This window comes from Stenotrophomonas sp. YJH_SMC_19 (assembly GCF_059367915.1).
The window spans coordinates 120,637-137,651 of sequence record NZ_JCAFRI010000011.1; the positions used below are offsets into that span (position 1 = coordinate 120,637).

Consider the following 17,015-nt stretch of genomic DNA (forward strand, 5'->3'; position numbering starts at 1 on the left):
CTGCGCCCGGCACCCGCCGAATCAACGTCAACGTCAACGTCAAAGGCCGGCTATCCGAGGGATGCGGGGTGGGTCCGGTTACGGGGGACGCTGCAAGTACGTCCATGTAAGCTCGGTCGCCGCATCCATGCGGCTCACGCCCCGCAACCGGACCCACCCCGCCTTCGACAGATTTCCGCGATCTGTCGGAACGGCATGGACCGCTGCTGGTGGGTGTCGACCTTGGTCGACACGGTAGATCCACGCCATGCGTGGATGCTCTTCCGGCTTCGATGATGTCCATCCACGCATGGCGTGGATCTATTACCCCTTGAAACGCAAGCCCACGCCCGGCTCGGTGAACAGGTAGCGCGAATCCAGCGCTGAATCGCCCAGCTTGTGCCGTAGCTTGCCGACCAGGATGCGCAGGTAATGGGTGTCGTGCTGGTGGGTCGGGCCCCAGATTTCCTGGAGGATCTGCGGCTGGGTCACCACCCGCCCGGCATTGCGCAGCAGCAGCGACAGCAGCGCGTACTCCTTGCGGGTCAGCGCCACCGGCTCGCCATCCAGCGCCACTTCGCGGCGTACGAGATCCACATGCAGATGGCCATCGTCGAACACCGGTGGCGTGCCGTCGCTGGGCACGCTGCGTGTGCGCAGCAGCGCCCGCACCCGCGCCATCAGCTCCTGGGTGCCGAACGGCTTGGTCACGTAGTCATTGGCGCCGGTATCCAGTGCGCGCACCTTTTCGGCTTCACCCGCACGCACGGTCAGCATGATCACCGGCACCTGGCTCCACTGCCGCAGCTGCTCCAGCACCTCATGGCCTTCCATGTCCGGCAGGCCGATGTCCAGGATCACCAGGTCCATGTCCTCGCTGGCCGCCAGCTGCAGGCCTTCCTGGCCGGTGGCCGCCTGCCGCACCTGGTAGCCCTGCGCGCGCAGGCTGATGTCCAGGAACCGGCGGATCTGGGTTTCATCATCGATCACCAGCACGCGCGGGGCCGGCGCGCTGGCGTCAATCGGAGTCGGGCTCATCGTGGGAGGCTGGCTTGAGCAGGGGCAGGGTGATGCGGATCAGGGTACCGCGACCGTCGCGTCCGGGCAGCGCCTGCACGCTGCCGCCATGCGCACCGACCATGCCCTGGCAGATGGTCAGGCCCAGGCCGGTGCCGTGGCGGCCACGGTCGCCGCGCTCGACGCTGTAGAACATGTCGAAGATGCGCGCGCGCTCGTCATCGGGAATGCCGGGGCCGGCATCGATCACATCGATGCGCAGCTGTCCGTCCAGTTCGCGCGCCTGCACCTGCACGGCGGCATCGGGTGGCGAGAACTTGGCCGCGTTTTCCATCACGTTGAACACCGCCTGTTCAACCAGCGCCGGGTGTACCCAGATTGGCGCGAGCGTGGCCGGAATATCCAGCTCCAGCCGCACCTTGGGCTGGTAGCGCTGCAGGCGCCGCGCCGCCGAGCCGATCAGCTCGTCCACGCCGATCCAGTCGCGGTTGATCTTCAACCCTTCGTGGCCGAGCCGGGTCATGTCCAGCAGGTTCTGGATGTAGCGGTCCAGCCGCTCGCCTTCGACCAGGATGGTGTCCAGCAGGGCACGGCGATCAGCCGTATCCATCGCCGCACCGTAGCTGGCCAGGCTGTCGGCCGAACCGATCATCGCCGCCAGCGGCGAGCGCAGGTCGTGTGACACCGAAGAGAGCAGGGCCGAGCGCAGCCGCTCGGTCTCGTTGCTGACGTGGGCCTGCTCCAGTTCGGCCACCAGCCGCGTGCGCAGCGCGGCCTGGGCGATGTCGTCGACCATCGCCTCCGCCAGCTGCCGCTGCTCGGGCAGCAGGCGCGCCTGTGCGCCGGGCAGGTAAAGGCCAGCCACGCCGATGGCGCGGTCTTCGCCATCCAGCAGCGGCAGGAACCACCATTGCGCACCGGCCAGGGTGTCGGTGAAGCGACCGCTGGGCTGGCCGTGGCGCAGTGCCCAATCGGCGGCGGCCAAGTCGGTATCGCCCGGCTGGCTGCGGCCACCGGTTGCGGTATCGGCGCCGATCCGTAGCCACGCTGGAACGTCCATGGCCTGTTCCAGTGCATGCCGACCCGCCTGGGCCACCTCGCCGTTGCCGGCCGCGCTGGCCAGCTGCCGTCCCAGCTGCTGGCGCGCACGCGCATGTCGATTCGCCGCACGCAGCGCGATCACCTGCATGCGCAGGCGCGAGGCCAGGCGTCCGGCCACCAGTGCGGCGGCCAGGAACAGGAACACGGTGATCACGCCCTGGCGCGCGCCGATGGCGAAGGTGAAGCGCGGCGCGATGAACAGGAAGTTGTAGGCGAGGAAGCACAGGATCGCCGCCATCACCGCCACGCTGGCGCGCGTGCGTGCGGCCACCAGCACCACCGCCACGATGAACACCATCGACAGGTCGGCCATGCCGACCCAGCGTTCGGCCAGCCATGCCACCGCACAGGCCAGCGCGGTGGCGATCAGCGCCTGCACCGGTTCGTAGCTGATGCCGCGCATCGGCGGCAGCAGGCCCTCGCGGCGCGAGCGCGCACGTGCCTGTGGGGTGCTGATGATGGTGATCTCGTAATGCGCGCCGCGCTGGATCAGCTGCTGGGTCAGGGTGCGGTTGAACATCCGCGCCAGTGGACGTTCGCGGGTCCGGCCGAGCACCAGGGTCGACACGCCGTTGTGCGCGGCATGGTCGAGCAGGGCATCGGCGATGCTTGATCCGTGCAGCAGTTCGGCGTCGCCGCCGAGGCGGCGTGCCAGGGCGAACGCAGCATCGATCTCGCGCCGGGTCGCCTCGTCCTGGCGTCGGCCCTGCACGGTCACCACCGTCCACGGCGCATCGCGGCGTTCGGCGATGCGCCGCGCCACCCGCACCAAGTATTCGCTCTGACCGCCGCCATCAATGGCCACCAGCACGCCACGACGCAGTGGCAGGTTGCTCTCGCCGCGCGCGGCGCGCGCTTCACGCAGGCTGCTGTCGACGCGGTCGGCGGCCTCCTGCATGGCCAGCTCGCGCAGTGCGGTGAGGTTGGCCGGCGAGAAGAACGCCTGCAGCGCCTGCGCGGCCTGTTCGGGCACATAGACCTTGCCCTGCTGCAGGCGCGCGATCAGCTCGCGCGGCGGCAGGTCGACCAGCACGATGTCATGCAGGCGGTCGAGCACCCCATCCGGCACGGTCTCGCTGACCCGCACACCGGTGATGCGCATCACCACGTCATTGAGGCTTTCCAGATGCTGGATGTTGACCGTGGTCCAGACGTCGATGCCGGCGTCCAGCAGCTCCATCACATCCTGCCAGCGCCGCTCGTGGCGGCTGCCGGGTGCATTGCGATGGGCCAGTTCGTCCACCAGCACCAAGGCCGGATGCCGTGCGAGCACGGCATCCAGGTCCATCTCCTGCAGGGTGTGGCCGTGGTAGGCCACTGCCTTCAGCGGCAGCTGCGGCAGGCCCTCCAGCAGCGCCTGGGTATCGGCGCGGCCGTGGGTTTCCACCAGCCCGACCACCAGGTCAACGCCGCGGCGCAGCTGTTCCTGCGCGCGGGTCAGCATGGTGTAGGTCTTGCCCACGCCCGGCGCCGCACCGAGGAACACGGTCAGCTTGCCGCCGGCTTCGCGTTGCAGGCCTTCGACCAGGGCATCGGCCTGGCGGGTACGCGCATCAGTCATGGGTGCCGCTGTCATGGCCGCCATTGTGCGCGCAGCCGGTGCAGGCCGGCATCACGGCGCCTTGGCCGCGCGGTCCAGCGCGAAGTTCAGCGTCACCACGTTCACCCGCGGCTGGCCGAACAGGCCCCACTGGCGTCCTTCGGTATGCGCCTGCACCAGTGCCTGCACGCGTTCCACTGGCAGGCCACGGGCACGCGCCACGCGAGCTACCTGCAGCTGTGCCGCAGCCGGCGACAGCTGCGGATCCAGGCCGCCGGCAGACTGCGTGACCAGGTCCGCAGGCACCTGCGCCGGGGCAACACCTTCGCGTGCGGCCACCGCCGCGGTGCTGGCGGCAACGCGCTCGGCCAGCGCCGGGTTGCTGCGCGCCATGTTGGAACCGGCTGCCGCCATCGGGTCGTAGTTGGCCGCCGATGGCCGTGCCTGGAAGTAGCCATCACCGGTGAACGGCTGCGACAGCCACGCCGAACCGCGCACCTGGCCATTGCCATCGCGCAGCAGGCTGCCCTCGGCCTGGGTCGGGTAGGCCAGGCCGGCGAAACCGGTGGCGATACCCGCGTAGACCGCACCGGCCAGCAGCAGGGTGGCCAGGCCCAGGCCGATCGCCGGGCGCCAGCTGGCGCCATCCTGCAGGCTGGCCACGCGGGCCTCGGCCTTCGGTTCGCGGGACAGGGAAGTGGAGGTGGAAGCGGAACGGTTCATGCGCCGAATACCAGGACAAGAAGGAGGTCGATCGCCTTGATCGCTGCGAACGGCAGCAGCACGCCGCCGAGGCCGTACACCAGCATGTTCCGGCGCAGCAGCGCCGTCGCGGTGGCCGGGCGGAAGCGCACGCCACGCAGGGCGAGCGGGATCAGGGCGGGAATCACCAGGGCGTTGAAGATCAGTGCCGCCAGCACCGCGTTGCGCGGGCTCGACAGCTGCATCACGTTCAGTGCGGCCATGGTCGGAACGGCTGCGGCGAACAGCGCTGGCAGGATCGCGAAGTACTTGGACACGTCGTTGGCCAGCGAGAAGGTGGTCAGCGCGCCGCGGGTGATCAACTGCTGCTTGCCCACCTCCACCACCGCCAGCAGCTTGGCCGGGTCCGAATCGAGGTCGACCATGTTGCCGGCCTCTTTCGCCGCCTGCGTACCGGAGTTCATCGCCAGGCCGATGTCGGCCTGGGCCAGTGCGGGGGCGTCGTTGGTACCGTCACCGACCATCGCCACCAGGCGGCCACCGGCCTGCTCCTGGCGGATGCGTGCCAGCTTGTCCTCCGGGCGAGCCTCGGCGATGTAGTCATCGACGCCTGCTTCGGCAGCGATGGCAGCGGCGGTCAGCGGGTTGTCACCGGTGATCATCACCGTGCGGATACCCATCGCCCGCAGCTGCGCGAACTTCTCGCGCATGCCGTGCTTGACCACGTCCGACAGCTCGATCACGCCCAGCACATGGCGGCCTTCGGCCACCACCAGCGGGGTGGCACCATTGCGTGCGACCTGCTCGACGCGGCCGGCCAGTTCAGCCGGCACACTGCCGCCCAGCGCCTGCACATGGGCACGGATCGCATCGGCGGCGCCCTTGCGGATCTGCCGCCCATGTTCCAGATCGACGCCGGACATGCGGGTCTGTGCACTGAAGGCCAGGTACTCGGCATGGTCCGGTTCGGCGGTGGCGCAGCCCTGTTCGCGCGCCAGACGGACGATCGACTTGCCTTCCGGGGTCGGGTCGGCCAGCGAAGAGAGCAGTGCTGCTTCGCGCAGCTGGCTGGCGTCGATGCCGGCCAGCGGGTGGAAATGGCTGGCCTGGCGGTCGCCGTAGGTGATGGTGCCGGTCTTGTCCAGCAGCAGCACGTCGACGTCGCCGGCCACTTCCACCGCCTTGCCCGACTTGGCCAGCACATTGGCGGCCAGCGCACGGTTCATGCCCGCGATGCCGATGGCCGGCAGCAGCCCGCCGATGGTGGTCGGGATCAGGCACACCAGCAGCGCGATCAGCAACAGCGGGTCGACCTTGACGCCCACCGAGGCACCGATCGCCGGCAGCGTCGCCACCACCACCAGGAAGGTCAGCGTCATCGCTGCCAGCAGCAGGGTCAGTGCGATCTCGTTCGGCGTCTTCTGGCGGTTGGCACCCTCCACCAGGGCGATCATCCGGTCCAGGAAGCTGTGGCCCGGCTCGGCGGTCACCCGCACGATGATCTGGTCGGACAGCACCTTGGTGCCGCCGATCACGCCGGAGCGGTCGGTACCGGCCTCGCGCAGCACCGGTGCCGATTCGCCGGTCACCGCCGCTTCGTTGATGGTGGCCAGGCCCTGCACGATCTCGCCATCGGCCGGTACCAGCTCACCGGCACTGACGATCACATGGTCGCCCGGGCGCAGTTCGGCGGCCGGTACCTGGGCTTCGGTTGCCCCCGGCTGCGGCGCAGCCAGCCGGCGTGCCACCAGATCCTGGCGGGCACGGCGCAGCGACGCGGCCTGGCCACGGCCACGCGCCTCGGCCACTGCTTCGGCGAAATTGCCGAACAAGACGGTCACCAGCAGGATCGCGGTCACCGCCAGGCCGAAGCCCAGCGGCGCGTTGCCGGTCAGGGTGACGATGGCGGCGACGATCGTGCCGGCCATCACCACTGCCATCACCGGGCTGCGCACCAGGTGCATCGGTGACAGCTTTCGCCCTGCGTCGACCAGCGCACGGCGCAGGCCGGCGCCATCGAGCAGGGCAGGGCGCGGTGCAAGGGAACTGCGGGTGGAACTTGCTTGGGTACTCATCGGGGTGTCCTTAGTGCAGTCCCAGGCTCAGGTGGTCGGCGATCGGGCCGAGTACCAGCGCCGGCATGAACTGCAGCACGGTCAGGATGACGATCACCGAGACCAGGGTCAGGGCGAAGGTCGGGGTTTCGATCTGCAGGCTGCCGGCAGACTCCGGCGCCTGGCGCTTGGCGGCTAGCTGTGCGGCCACCACCAGCGGGATGATCAGCAACGGGAATCGGCCCAGCAGCAGCACCAGCGAGCAGCTCAGGTTCCACCACAGCGTGGCGTCACCCAGCCCTTCGAAGCCCGAACCGTTGTTGGCATAGGCCGAGACATACTCGTAGAACACCTGGCTGATGCCATGGAAGCCGGGATTGGAGGTGCCCGCCAGGCCGGGTACGGCCAGGGTGATCGCGGTGAACACCAGCAGGGTGATCGGCTGCAGCAGCACCAGCAGGGCCAGCAGGCGTACCTGTGGCGTCTCCAGCTTGCGGCCGAACAGTTCCGGCGTACGCCCGGTCATCAACCCGGCCAGGAACACGCCCAGCAGCAGGTACACGATGAACTGCTGCAGGCCGCAGCCGATACCGCCCCAGATCGCGCTGACCAGCATGTTGACCATCGCGATGCCGCCACTGAGCGGCGCCAGCGAATCGTGCATGCCGTTGACCGAGCCGTTGGAGACCTGGGTGGTCACCGCCGCCCACAGCGCAGTGCCGTCGGCGCCGAAGCGCACTTCCTTGCCTTCCATCAGCAGCGGGGTGGCGGCGCTGGCGCTATGCCCTTCGCTCCACATCATCGCGCCGGTGGACAGCAGCGACATGCCCAGCATGCAGCTGAACACCAGGGCGCCGAAGCGGCGCCGGCCGGTGAACGCGCCGATCATGAAGATCACCGCCATCGGCACCAGCAGGATGCCGACGATCTCCAGCGCGTTCGACAGCGGGGTCGGGTTCTCCAGCGGGAAGCTGCTGTTCGGGCCATACCAGCCGCCGCCGTTGGCGCCCAGCTGCTTGGCCGCGACCATCGCCGCGACCGGGCCCAGCGGAAGTTTCTGTTCGGCCATGCCAGCGCTGGCATCGATCGGCGTAGCCTGTGGCCCACCGGCGATCGTCGACGGCACGCCCTGACTGGTCAGCACCAGCGTCCACACCAGGCACAGCGGCAGCAGGAAGCGCACGCACAGGCGCACCACGTCCACGTAGTAGTTGCCCACCGCCACCTGGCGGTCATCGCCGGCCCCGGTGGTCGCCGCAGCCTGCGGCGCACGCGAGAACAACGCGCGCAGCGTCGCCACCGCCAGCGCCAGGCCCATCATCGGCGTCACCACCTGCAGGCCGGTGATGCCGGTCATCTGCGAGAAGTAGGACAGCTGCGCCTGGCCCGAATAGTGCTGCTGGTTGGTGTTGGTCAGGAACGAGATCATCGTGTGCAGCGCGGTGTCCCAGCGCATGTTCGGGATCTGGTCCGGGTTCAACGGCAACCAGGCCTGGGTCATGAACACCGCCTGGGTCAGCACCGCGACCACCACGTTGCTCAGCACGAAGGCCAGCACATAGCCGCGCCAGGACATGGCGCGCGATGGATCTACGCCGAGCACCTTGTACAGCGGCTTCTCGATCCAATGGAACAGCACGTCGACCTTCATCGGCGTGCCGCGCATCACGCGCGCCAGGTACAGGCCCAGCGGCCACGCCAGCAGCAGGCTGGCGGCAATAATCACAAGCATCTCAGTCATGGCCGGCTCCGCTCAGAACGACTCGGGCCGCAGCACGACATAAAGGAGATAGGCGGCGGCAACCAGCACCAGCACGCCACACAACAACGACAGCCAGGGGGACATTGCAATAGCGTCCTGGTGGAACCCCTCCACCTCAGGCCGCCATCGTCGTCCTACCCCCCATAAACGCACTACGCGCCGGACCGGGCCGACGCGTAAAGAGTGCATAAATTCCGTGGGCCAACCCGTAACCAGGCCCGGGGTAGCGCCGGGCCATGCCCGGCGGAGGCAGCGCCGTCAGCCCGCCGGAGTGTCCGCCGGCACCAGCCCCTTCAGCTCGCGATAGCGCTGCAGGGTGCTGTCGATCTCGGCCTTCAACGCCTGCTGCTGCTGCACCAGCCCGGCCTGCAAGCGCTGCTGCGCCTGCAGCTGCGCATGCCGCTTGCGGATCGCCTCGGCCTGCTTGTCGGCCACCTTGGCGCCGGCCAGCTCGCGGTCTCCCGCCGCCGACAGCAGCGCCACCAGCGACTCACGCAGGCTGGTGACGTTGTACTCGGCGGTCTTCAGGTTGTTGTCCAGCACTTCCTGGCGCTCGGCAAACACCCGGCGCAGGTCGGCCTCGCTGCCGTAGGTGGACAACATGGCCTGCTCGGTGCGCTGGCGGGTCTGCTCGGCCATCAGGTCCAGCTGTTGCTGCTGCGCAGCCGTGCTGGCAGCGGCACGCTCCTCGTCGGTCAACGCGCGCTGGACCTGCGCATTGCGCAGGCCCGTGCTCGCATTGAATTCCTCGCGGGCATGGTTGACCGCGTCGGCCGGCAGCGAATCACTGCAGATCCGCTCCTTGCCCTCGTTCCAGCAGTACAGCTTCTTTTCCGCCTTGCCGCTGTCGCGCGACTGCGCCGGTACGGTGAACGGCACGACCAGCAGCAGGCCGGCGAAGAGGACAGCAGGAACTCGGGACATGACCTTTCCCCTGGGTCGGTCAGCGGATCGAACGAACGCCGTACTGGGCCCGATAGGCTTCCAGCGGCTGCCGGTAACCCACAAGTTCCGGGTTGCCGGAGGCGAAATCAAGCAGATCGGCCAGCGATGCCACGGCGATCACCGGGATACCGGCTTCTTCGGCCACCGACTGCGCGGCCGAGCGGCGGTCGGTCTCCGAAGCGATCTCCTGGCGGTCCAGTGCCACCACGATGCCGGCCGGGGTGCCACCGGCGGCGCGGATGATGCCCAGCGCTTCGCGGATCGCGGTACCGGCGGTGATCACGTCGTCGACGATCAGCACGCGCTTGCCCTGCATGTCGGCGCCGATCAGCTGGCCACCCTCGCCATGGTCCTTGGCTTCCTTGCGGTTGAACGACAGCGGCAGGTCGCGGCCGCGCTGGGCCAGCTCGCAGGCCATCGCTGTGGCCAGCGGGATGCCCTTGTAGGCCGGGCCGAACACCACGTCGTACTTGATCCCGCTGGCATCGATAGCATCGGCATAGCACGCGCCGAGCTGGGACAGCAGCGAGCCGGAGTCGAAGCGCCCGGCGTTGAAGAAATAGGGGCTCAGCCGGCCGGACTTGAGGGTGAACTGGCCGAAGCGAAGGGCGTCGGCGGTCAGGGCCAGCTGCAGGAAACGGTGGCGGTGGTCGCTCATCAAAACTCGATTCATCTTCATTTGGAGCACAAATCCTAATCCAGCTGGGCGTTTCGCGCTCGTCCGGCCCCGTGTGAAGGCGCTGGCGGGCCCACCCGGCGGACTGCGCAGCCCTGCAGTCAACCGGTATGCTTGCCCGGTTTCCCGCCGTAGGTCTTCCGCATGCGCATCATCAGTTTCAACGCCAATGGCATCCGTTCCGCCGCGACCAAGGGCTTCCTCGACTGGTTCCGTGCCCAGGATGCCGATGTCCTGTGCATCCAGGAAACCAAGGCCCAGGAAGACCAGCTGAGCGACCCGATGTTCCGCCCGGACGGCCACCACTGCTTCTACCGCGACGCCATTACCAAGAAGGGCTACAGCGGCGTGGCGATCTACAGCAAGCGCGAGCCGGACCAGGTCATCACTTCGCTGGGCTGGGCCCCGTTCGACGACGAAGGCCGCTACATCGAGGCACGCTACGGCAACCTCAGCGTGGTCTCCTTCTATATCCCGTCCGGCAGCTCGGGCGACCTGCGGCAGGGCTTCAAGTTCGAAGTGATGGAATGGCTGCGGCCGATCCTGGAGGAGTGGGCGCGCAGCGGCCGCGACTACGTGCTGTGTGGCGACTGGAACATCGTGCGTTCGGCGCTGGACATCAAGAACTGGAAGTCCAACCAGAAGAATTCCGGCTGCCTGCCGGAGGAGCGCGACTGGCTCAACGCCCTCTGCGCCGACCACGGCCAGACCACCGATGTCACCGCCGGCCGCGGCTGGGCCGATGCCTACCGCCTGCTCAACCCCACCGGCGAGGACTACACCTGGTGGAGCAACCGCGGCGCCGCCCGTGCCAACAATGTCGGTTGGCGCATCGACTACCAGTTCATCACCCCGGGCCTGCGTGACCGCCTGCGAAGCTGCTCGATCTATCGCGACGAGCGCTTCTCCGACCACGCCCCGTTCACCGTGGACTACGACCTGTGACCGAGGCTGCCAAGCCGCGCCGACCGTGGCAGCAGGTGTTGTCCAACCTGAGCCAGCGCAAGGTGCTGGCGATGCTGCTGCTCGGCTTCAGTTCCGGCCTGCCGATCTATCTGGTGGGCAACACGCTCGGCTTCTGGATGCGCAAGGAAGGCATCGAGCTGAGTACGATCGGCTTCCTGTCATGGGTCGGGCTGGCCTACACCATGAAGTTCCTGTGGGCACCGATCGTCGACAAGACCGACGTGCCTCTGTTCGGCCGCTTTGGCCGCCGCCGTGGCTGGATGCTGCTGTCGCAGCTGGTCGTGGTGGTGGGCCTGGTCGGCATGGCGCTGGTCCAGCCCAAGGGGGGCCAGATCCAGTTCCTGGGTATCGCCTGGCAGCACATCGTCGTGTTCGGCGTGATGGCCGTGATCGTGGCGTTTGCTTCGGCCACCCAGGACATCGTCATCGATGCCTGGCGCATTGAAAGTGCTGACAACAGCGAGCAGCTTGGACTGCTGACCTCATCCTCGGCACTGGGCTACCGCACTGCATTGCTGGTCACCGATGCGCTGATCCTGATCATCGCGGCCCGTGTCGGCTGGCAGGTTTCCTACGAGATCATGGCCGTGCTGATGGCGCTTGGCGTGGTGGCTGTGGTGATGGCCCGCGAACCCGCGCGGGAAGTGGCTGCCGTGCAGGCGCAGGCGACCTCGCTGTGGACACCGCGCGGATTGTTCGACGCCGTAGCGGGACCGTTCATCGCCTTCGTCCGCGAGCATCGCAGCGGCGCGATCCTGATCCTGGTGGCCATCAGCGTCTATCGCATGGCCGACTTCGTCATGGGACCGATGGCCAACCCGTTCTACGTCGATCTCGGCCTGGACGAAGATACCGTGGGCGCGGTGCGTGGTTCGGTCGGGCTGGTCGCGACCTTCGTCGGTATTGCCGCAGCGGGCCTGGTCTCGGTCCGCTGGGGGGTGCTGGCGGCGCTGATGGTAGGCGCCGTGCTGGGGCCGGCCTCCAACCTGGCGTTTGCCTGGCTGGCCTATTCCGGCCCGGACACAACCCATTTCGCCGTGGCCATGGCAATCGACAACTTCGCCAGCGGCTTCGCCGGTACGGCGCTGATCGCCTACATGTCGAGCCTGACCAGCATTGGATACACCGCAACCCAGTACGCACTGCTGAGCTCGTTCTACGCGATGCCCGGCAAGGCGCTCAAGGGGCTCTCGGGGTGGTCGGTACAGACGCTCGCACAGGGCCGGACGCTGCTGGAAGGCTACGCGCTGTTCTTCGTCGGTACCGCGCTGGTGGCGATCCCGGTGGTGATCCTCTGCGCCCTGCTGATCCTGCAGCAGCGCCGTCGCCAGACCGCCGGCTCGACCTGATTGCCTGCCCGCCCGGTCTGCGGGATCATCGCCCCGACGCGCCGAGGGGGCGGTGCCTTGCGAACGGGGAAGTGAGCATGGCCGACGTTGTGCTGCGGGACCTGGACCCGCTGCTGCTGGAACGTATCAAACGCGTCGCGGTCGCCCGCGGCTGGACCCACGAACAGACCTGTGCCGCCTTGCTGGAGCAGGGCCTGTTCAGCAGTGAACTGGAAGTCCGCTCCGGCTTCGGCGATCCGGAAGTGGATGCCCTGTCCGATGCCATTGCCGCCCTGCAGGCCTTGCCCGCAGGGCAGGGCTTCGATTAGCGGCCGCGCCGCAATGCTGTAGAGACGAGCCCACGTCCGGCTGCCCGGTAGATCCATGCCACGCGTGGATGGCGCCACCTCACGCCAGGTGGATCGCCCCCAGGATCCGCGGGCCCTTAGCTCCGGTCACGCTTGGCAGGTTGCCGGCCAGCCCGTCCATCGTCCGCTGCGCCAGCCATGCGAAGCCCATTGCCTCCACGTACTCCGGGTCCAGCCCGTGCACGGCGCTGGATTCCACCTGCACGTCCGGCAGCCAGGCCGCGAGGCGCTTCATCAGCTGCCGGTTGCGTACCCCGCCGCCACAGACCAGCAGGCGGCGGGTCTGCGGCTGCTGCGCCAGCAGCGCGTCGGCCACCGTTGCCACGGTCAGCTCCAGCAGGGTTGCCTGCACGTCGGCCGCCGCGTACTGGCCCTCGGCCATGTGCGACTCGGCCCAGGCCAGGTGGAACTGCTCACGGCCGGTGCTCTTCGGCGGCGGCAGCGCGAACCACGGGTCCGAGCGCCAGCCCGCCAGCAGGCCCTCGTCCGCCGCGCCGCTGGCGGCGTACGCGCCGTCGGCATCAAAGGTGCGGCCGGTGTGGCGCTGGCACCAGGCATCCATCAGCGCATTGGCCGGGCCGGTATCGAAGCCACGTACCGCACCTTCGCGCGGAATCAGGGTCAGGTTGGCGATACCGCCCAGATTGAGCACGGCGCGGTCTTCGTCGGCCGTGCCCAGCATGGCCAGGTGGAAGGCCGGCATCAGTGGCGCACCATGGCCCCCGGCCGCCACGTCGCGGCGGCGGAAGTCGGAGACCGTGGTGATCCCGGTCAACTCGGCGATGCGGTTGCCGTCGCCCAGCTGCACGGTGAAGGCGGGGTCGGCCAACGGCCGGTGACGCACGGTCTGCCCATGCGAGCCGATCGCACGCACCTGGCTGCGGTCCACGCCAGCCTCGGCCAGCAGCTGGTTGGCGGCCCCGGCGAAGCTGATCGCGATCCGGGCGTCCAGCTCGCCCAGCTCCTCCAGCGAATCCAGTGGACCACCTTCGCCCAGCGCCACCAGCCGTGCACGCAGCACCGGCTCCCAGCGGGCGGTCAGGCCGTGCACGAAGCGGCAGCCTCCGCCGGCAGGAAACTGCACCAGCGCGGCATCGATGCCGTCGGCACTGGTGCCCGACATCAGGCCAAGGTACAGGGGGGCGTCAGTGTCGGCAGTCGTGTTCATGGCGGGCATAAAAAAAGGACGCGGCAAGCTTGTGCTGCCGCGTCCTTCTTCGTCAACGCAGGGGCTCAGCCGCGCTTGCGGCCGGTGCTGCTCTTGTCCTTGGCGCTGGCCACCTCGGGGGCGGCCTCGTCGCGGCTGGTCGGTGCCGGGCTGGCATCGGCGTAGATCAGCTTCTCCATGCCCTGGATGCGGGCCATCGCCGGCGCGGTCTGCGCGCGGAAGGCGACCAGCTCGGCGCCCTTCAGCGGCTCCGGCGGCGGCATGGTCACGGTCAGCGGGTTGCGGTGCTCGCCGTTGACGCGGAATTCGTAGTGCAGGTGCGGGCCGGTGGCCAGGCCGGTCGAGCCGACATAACCGATCACCGTGCCCTGGGCCACCCGCTGGCCGGTCTTGATGTTCGCAAAGCGCGACATGTGCCCATACAGGGTGGTGTGGCCACGGCCGTGGTCGAGGATCACCACGTTGCCGTAACCGCGCTGCACGCCGGCGAACTGCACGCGGGCGTCGCCGGCGGCCATGATCGGGGTGCCGGTGCGCGCGGCGTAGTCCACGCCCTTGTGCATGCGCATCTTGCCCAGCACGGGGTGCTTGCGCGCACCGAAGGTCGAGCTCAGCCGCGCGAACGGGATCGGCATGCGGATGAAGCTCTTCTTCAGCGAACGGCCGTTGATGTCGTAGTACTCGGACTTGCCGTTGCGGTCGAAGCGGAAGCCGGAATAGGTCTTGCCACCGGTGGTGAAAGTCGCCGCCAGAATCTTGCTGGTGTCCACCTTCTCGCCTTCGCGCCAGGTTTCATCCATCACCACGCTGAAGCGGTCGCCCGGCTGCAGGTCCTTCGAGAAGTCGATGTCGTACTTGAAGATGTCGTCGGTCATCGTCGCGATCGCCGACGGCGACAGCCCGGCGCGGCGGGCCGCGGCATACAGCGAGCTGGTGATCTCGCCACTGGTGACCACCGTGCGCGTGGAGGTCTCGCGCTTGGTCACCTTCTCCTTGATGTCGTCACCGGCCAGGCTCAGCTCCACCCGGTTGTCGGCATCGCGGTCGAAGCGGATGCTGCGCAGGTCGCCGGACAGGGGCATGTCGAAGGCGATCTCGGCGCCCGGGCGAAGCTTGGTCAGCGCCTCGCGCGCCCCCGGGTGGTCCAGTACCCGGTGCAGGGTGGTCGCCGGGATACCGGCCTTGTCGAACAGATCGCTCAGGGTCTGGCCGCGTTCCACGCGCAGCACCTGCCAGCTGTCACCGGGCACCTGCTGCTGGCGGGCCATGGCCAGCGGCGGCAACGGCAGTGCCAGGCTGGTATGGCTGTCGGCAAAGGGGGCGTCGATGGTGTGCGAGAAGCCCGGCACGATCGTCGCCACCAGGGCGCCGATGGTCGCGAACAGGCTGGCATGCATCCAGTGGCGCCGGGTCCAGCGCTCGTTGAAGGCGGCGGGAAGATGTTGCCTGAGCTTCCGATGCAGGGCGTTGTCGTGCAGGACGTGGAGGCGTTCCTGGAAGCGCTGCTTGCGTGCGCGCCCTTGTTCGGAATTGTGCATCGGCGGTTTTTTCCTGGTGGCCCGGGAGCGGGGGCCTGATCGCCGGTTACCATAGACACCTGAGAAAACCGCGTCAAACCCTTGTGCCCATTGGCTTTTGTGAAGCCAATCGGGTTAACTTTGCTTTAACACCCCACACAAGAATCGGCGTTGCCGGGAGTAGTCACGTGTCCTCGATTGAAGAAGCCCTTGCCCAGATCGGCCGTGGTGCCGACGAGATCCTCAAGCTCGAGGATCTGCGTGCGCGCCTGCAGGAGGGCCGCCCGCTGCGGATCAAGGCCGGCTTCGACCCCACCGCGCCCGACCTGCACCTGGGCCACACGGTGCTGCTGAACAAGATGCGCCAGTTCCAGGACCTCGGCCACCAGGTCATTTTCCTGATCGGCGACTTCACCGGCATGATCGGCGACCCGTCCGGCAAGAGCCTCACCCGCAAGCCGCTCAGCCGCGAGGACGTGCTGGCCAACGCCCGTACCTATGAGGAGCAGGTGTTCAAGGTGCTGGACCGCAGCCGTACCGAAGTCCGCTTCAACTCGGAGTGGTTCGGCAAGATGGGCGCGGCCGACATGATCCGCCTGGCCGGCCAGCACACCGTGGCACGCATGCTCGAGCGCGACGACTTCGCCAAGCGCTACGCCGCCCAGCAGTCCATCGCCATCCATGAGTTCCTGTACCCGCTGGTGCAGGGCTACGACTCCGTGGCCCTGGAGGCCGACGTGGAGCTGGGCGGTACCGACCAGAAGTTCAACCTGCTGATGGGCCGTGGCCTGCAGGAGCACCACGGCCAGAAGCCGCAGGTGGTGCTGACCATGCCGCTGCTGGAGGGCCTGGACGGCGTCAACAAGATGTCCAAGTCGCTGGGCAACTACATTGGCATCAGCGAACCGGCCATCGACATCGTCACCAAGACCATGAAGGTGGACGACACCCTGATGTGGCGCTGGATCGAGCTGCTGTCCTTCGACATCAGCCAGGCCGAAGCCGTGCAGCTGCGCGAGCAGGTGGCCAATGGCGGCCTGAACCCGCGCGTGGTCAAGCTGCGCCTGGCGCGTGAACTGGCGACCCGCTTCCACGACGCCGCAGCGGCCGAGCAGGCGATCGCCGGCTGGGAAGCGGCGGTGACCGGGCAGGGCGATATCACCCAGCTGCCGCTGCAGGACGTGGCGATCCCGGTCGAAGGCCTGCGTATTGCTGCGCTGCTGACCGCGGCCGGCCTGACCCCGAGCAACTCCGAAGCCAACCGCAAGCTCAAGGAGCGCGCGGTCAAGGTGGACGGCGAGGTGGTCGAAGACGGCCAGCAGGTGCTGCAGCCGGGCTTCGAAGGCCTGTTGCAGGTCGGCAAGCGCACCTTCGCCCGCGTACGCCTGGTCGCTGCCTGAGACAAAGGAAGGGCCGGCGCAGCCGGCCCTTCCTTATGCTCTTGTAGAGCCAAGCCCACGCTTGGCTGCTCTTCGGGCGGTCCTCCCGCAGCGCGACGGATGAACGGATGCAACATCCGGTGAAAAAAATCGCCACACCCCCTTCACAAACGATGGGAATAGGGACATACTTCTCCTCCCCCGTCGCAGGGGTCGCCACCAAGGGGCTTCAGCGACAACAGGGCGCCCACCACCGCCGAACGAGATGATCGAGCGAAGGTGTTGACGGACTGAAAAAGTCTGGCATAATGGGCGGCTCGCTACGAAGGAAGCTTCGCAGCACACGGGAGCGGCGCTGAGGCCACTTCCCAAGATCTTTGAAAGTATGCGCAGGTATCTTGTGAAGGCGCCTGCAGGAAGGATGATTGTCCATCTTGCAGACGTTTGATCAAGCAACTATTAATTGTTTTAAAGCAAGCGATACGTTGCCAGAATCAATCATCTGCAGCTTTA

Annotated in this window: 14 protein-coding genes; 4 read left to right on the plus strand and 10 right to left on the minus strand. The window is 67.8% G+C overall.

Annotated features, from left to right (window positions below; genetic code table 11):
* Positions 1 to 303 precede the first annotated feature (303 nt).
* The 8 genes from AC5P5R_RS13090 to pyrE all read right to left on the minus strand — a co-directional run bounded on the left by AC5P5R_RS13090 (position 304) and on the right by pyrE (position 9,758).
* Positions 304 to 1,017 carry a response regulator transcription factor gene (locus AC5P5R_RS13090; RefSeq protein ID WP_005412001.1) on the minus strand — a complete coding sequence of 238 codons (714 nt, stop codon included), beginning with the start codon at positions 1,015 to 1,017 and terminating at the stop codon, positions 304 to 306.
* Positions 998 to 3,658, minus strand: a complete 2,661-nt coding sequence (locus tag AC5P5R_RS13095) for an ATP-binding protein (protein ID WP_049418607.1) — start codon at positions 3,656 to 3,658, stop codon at positions 998 to 1,000. The genes AC5P5R_RS13090 and AC5P5R_RS13095 overlap by 20 nt, the downstream gene beginning before the upstream one ends.
* Before the next feature lie 51 nt (positions 3,659 to 3,709).
* Positions 3,710 to 4,360, minus strand: coding sequence for a potassium-transporting ATPase subunit KdpC (gene kdpC, locus AC5P5R_RS13100; RefSeq protein WP_049418609.1), 651 nt, complete (start codon positions 4,358 to 4,360; stop codon positions 3,710 to 3,712).
* A complete protein-coding gene (kdpB, locus tag AC5P5R_RS13105) occupies positions 4,357 to 6,414 on the minus strand; it encodes a potassium-transporting ATPase subunit KdpB (RefSeq protein ID WP_099523317.1) in 2,058 nt (685 codons plus the stop codon). Before kdpB ends, kdpC begins: the two co-directional genes overlap by 4 nt.
* Before the next feature lie 10 nt (positions 6,415 to 6,424).
* Entirely contained in the window at positions 6,425 to 8,134 is a 1,710-nt protein-coding gene (kdpA, locus tag AC5P5R_RS13110) for a potassium-transporting ATPase subunit KdpA (RefSeq protein WP_012478921.1), read from the minus strand.
* A gap of 12 nt (positions 8,135 to 8,146) precedes the next feature.
* The gene (locus tag AC5P5R_RS13115; protein ID WP_005407770.1) at positions 8,147 to 8,239 is read right to left on the minus strand and encodes a potassium-transporting ATPase subunit F; all 93 of its coding nucleotides are present in this window, start codon (positions 8,237 to 8,239) and stop codon (positions 8,147 to 8,149) included.
* A 174-nt stretch (positions 8,240 to 8,413) separates the two neighbouring features.
* The gene (locus AC5P5R_RS13120; protein WP_049418611.1) at positions 8,414 to 9,079 is read right to left on the minus strand and encodes a hypothetical protein; all 666 of its coding nucleotides are present in this window, start codon (positions 9,077 to 9,079) and stop codon (positions 8,414 to 8,416) included.
* Positions 9,080 to 9,098: 19 nt separating this feature from the next.
* Entirely contained in the window at positions 9,099 to 9,758 is a 660-nt protein-coding gene (pyrE, locus tag AC5P5R_RS13125) for an orotate phosphoribosyltransferase (protein WP_005407772.1), read from the minus strand.
* Positions 9,759 to 9,920: 162 nt separating this feature from the next.
* Between pyrE and AC5P5R_RS13130 the strand changes: the two genes are divergently transcribed.
* The 3 genes from AC5P5R_RS13130 to AC5P5R_RS13140 all read left to right on the plus strand — a co-directional run bounded on the left by AC5P5R_RS13130 (position 9,921) and on the right by AC5P5R_RS13140 (position 12,399).
* Positions 9,921 to 10,721, plus strand: coding sequence for an exodeoxyribonuclease III (locus tag AC5P5R_RS13130; protein WP_043035170.1), 801 nt, complete (start codon positions 9,921 to 9,923; stop codon positions 10,719 to 10,721).
* Positions 10,718 to 12,091, plus strand: a complete 1,374-nt coding sequence (locus tag AC5P5R_RS13135) for an AmpG family muropeptide MFS transporter (RefSeq protein WP_043035169.1) — start codon at positions 10,718 to 10,720, stop codon at positions 12,089 to 12,091. Before AC5P5R_RS13130 ends, AC5P5R_RS13135 begins: the two co-directional genes overlap by 4 nt.
* Positions 12,092 to 12,168: 77 nt before the next feature.
* On the plus strand, positions 12,169 to 12,399 hold the full coding sequence (locus AC5P5R_RS13140) for a hypothetical protein (RefSeq protein WP_005407775.1): 231 nt from the start codon (positions 12,169 to 12,171) through the stop codon (positions 12,397 to 12,399).
* A gap of 79 nt (positions 12,400 to 12,478) precedes the next feature.
* Here AC5P5R_RS13140 and AC5P5R_RS13145 read toward each other — a convergent pair whose 3' ends face one another.
* Together AC5P5R_RS13145 and AC5P5R_RS13150 are read right to left on the minus strand one after the other, a co-directional pair.
* Positions 12,479 to 13,606: an anhydro-N-acetylmuramic acid kinase gene (locus AC5P5R_RS13145; protein ID WP_080356692.1), complete on the minus strand. Its 1,128-nt coding sequence runs from the start codon at positions 13,604 to 13,606 to the stop codon at positions 12,479 to 12,481.
* A 65-nt stretch (positions 13,607 to 13,671) separates the two neighbouring features.
* Positions 13,672 to 15,144 (minus strand): M23 family metallopeptidase, encoded by a 1,473-nt coding sequence (locus AC5P5R_RS13150; protein WP_005407777.1) that lies wholly within the window; start codon positions 15,142 to 15,144, stop codon positions 13,672 to 13,674.
* Positions 15,145 to 15,311: 167 nt separating this feature from the next.
* Here AC5P5R_RS13150 and tyrS point away from each other — a divergent pair, with 167 nt between their 5' ends.
* The gene (gene tyrS / locus AC5P5R_RS13155; protein ID WP_005407778.1) at positions 15,312 to 16,523 is read left to right on the plus strand and encodes a tyrosine--tRNA ligase; all 1,212 of its coding nucleotides are present in this window, start codon (positions 15,312 to 15,314) and stop codon (positions 16,521 to 16,523) included.
* The last annotated feature ends 492 nt before the right edge of the window (positions 16,524 to 17,015 follow it).

What these genes read in the sequence shown, in the direction of transcription:
- AC5P5R_RS13090 (WP_005412001.1), bottom strand. Translation starts at nt 1,017, where the DNA reads ATGAGCCCGACTCCGATTGACGCCAGCGCGCCGGCCCCGCGCGTGCTG.
- AC5P5R_RS13095 (WP_049418607.1), bottom strand. Translation starts at nt 3,658, where the DNA reads ATGACTGATGCGCGTACCCGCCAGGCCGATGCCCTGGTCGAAGGCCTG.
- kdpC (WP_049418609.1), bottom strand. Translation starts at nt 4,360, where the DNA reads ATGAACCGTTCCGCTTCCACCTCCACTTCCCTGTCCCGCGAACCGAAG.
- kdpB (WP_099523317.1), bottom strand. Translation starts at nt 6,414, where the DNA reads ATGAGTACCCAAGCAAGTTCCACCCGCAGTTCCCTTGCACCGCGCCCT.
- kdpA (WP_012478921.1), bottom strand. Translation starts at nt 8,134, where the DNA reads ATGACTGAGATGCTTGTGATTATTGCCGCCAGCCTGCTGCTGGCGTGG.
- AC5P5R_RS13115 (WP_005407770.1), bottom strand. Translation starts at nt 8,239, where the DNA reads ATGTCCCCCTGGCTGTCGTTGTTGTGTGGCGTGCTGGTGCTGGTTGCC.
- AC5P5R_RS13120 (WP_049418611.1), bottom strand. Translation starts at nt 9,079, where the DNA reads ATGTCCCGAGTTCCTGCTGTCCTCTTCGCCGGCCTGCTGCTGGTCGTG.
- pyrE (WP_005407772.1), bottom strand. Translation starts at nt 9,758, where the DNA reads ATGAGCGACCACCGCCACCGTTTCCTGCAGCTGGCCCTGACCGCCGAC.
- AC5P5R_RS13130 (WP_043035170.1), top strand. Translation starts at nt 9,921, where the DNA reads ATGCGCATCATCAGTTTCAACGCCAATGGCATCCGTTCCGCCGCGACC.
- AC5P5R_RS13140 (WP_005407775.1), top strand. Translation starts at nt 12,169, where the DNA reads ATGGCCGACGTTGTGCTGCGGGACCTGGACCCGCTGCTGCTGGAACGT.
- AC5P5R_RS13145 (WP_080356692.1), bottom strand. Translation starts at nt 13,606, where the DNA reads ATGAACACGACTGCCGACACTGACGCCCCCCTGTACCTTGGCCTGATG.
- AC5P5R_RS13150 (WP_005407777.1), bottom strand. Translation starts at nt 15,144, where the DNA reads ATGCACAATTCCGAACAAGGGCGCGCACGCAAGCAGCGCTTCCAGGAA.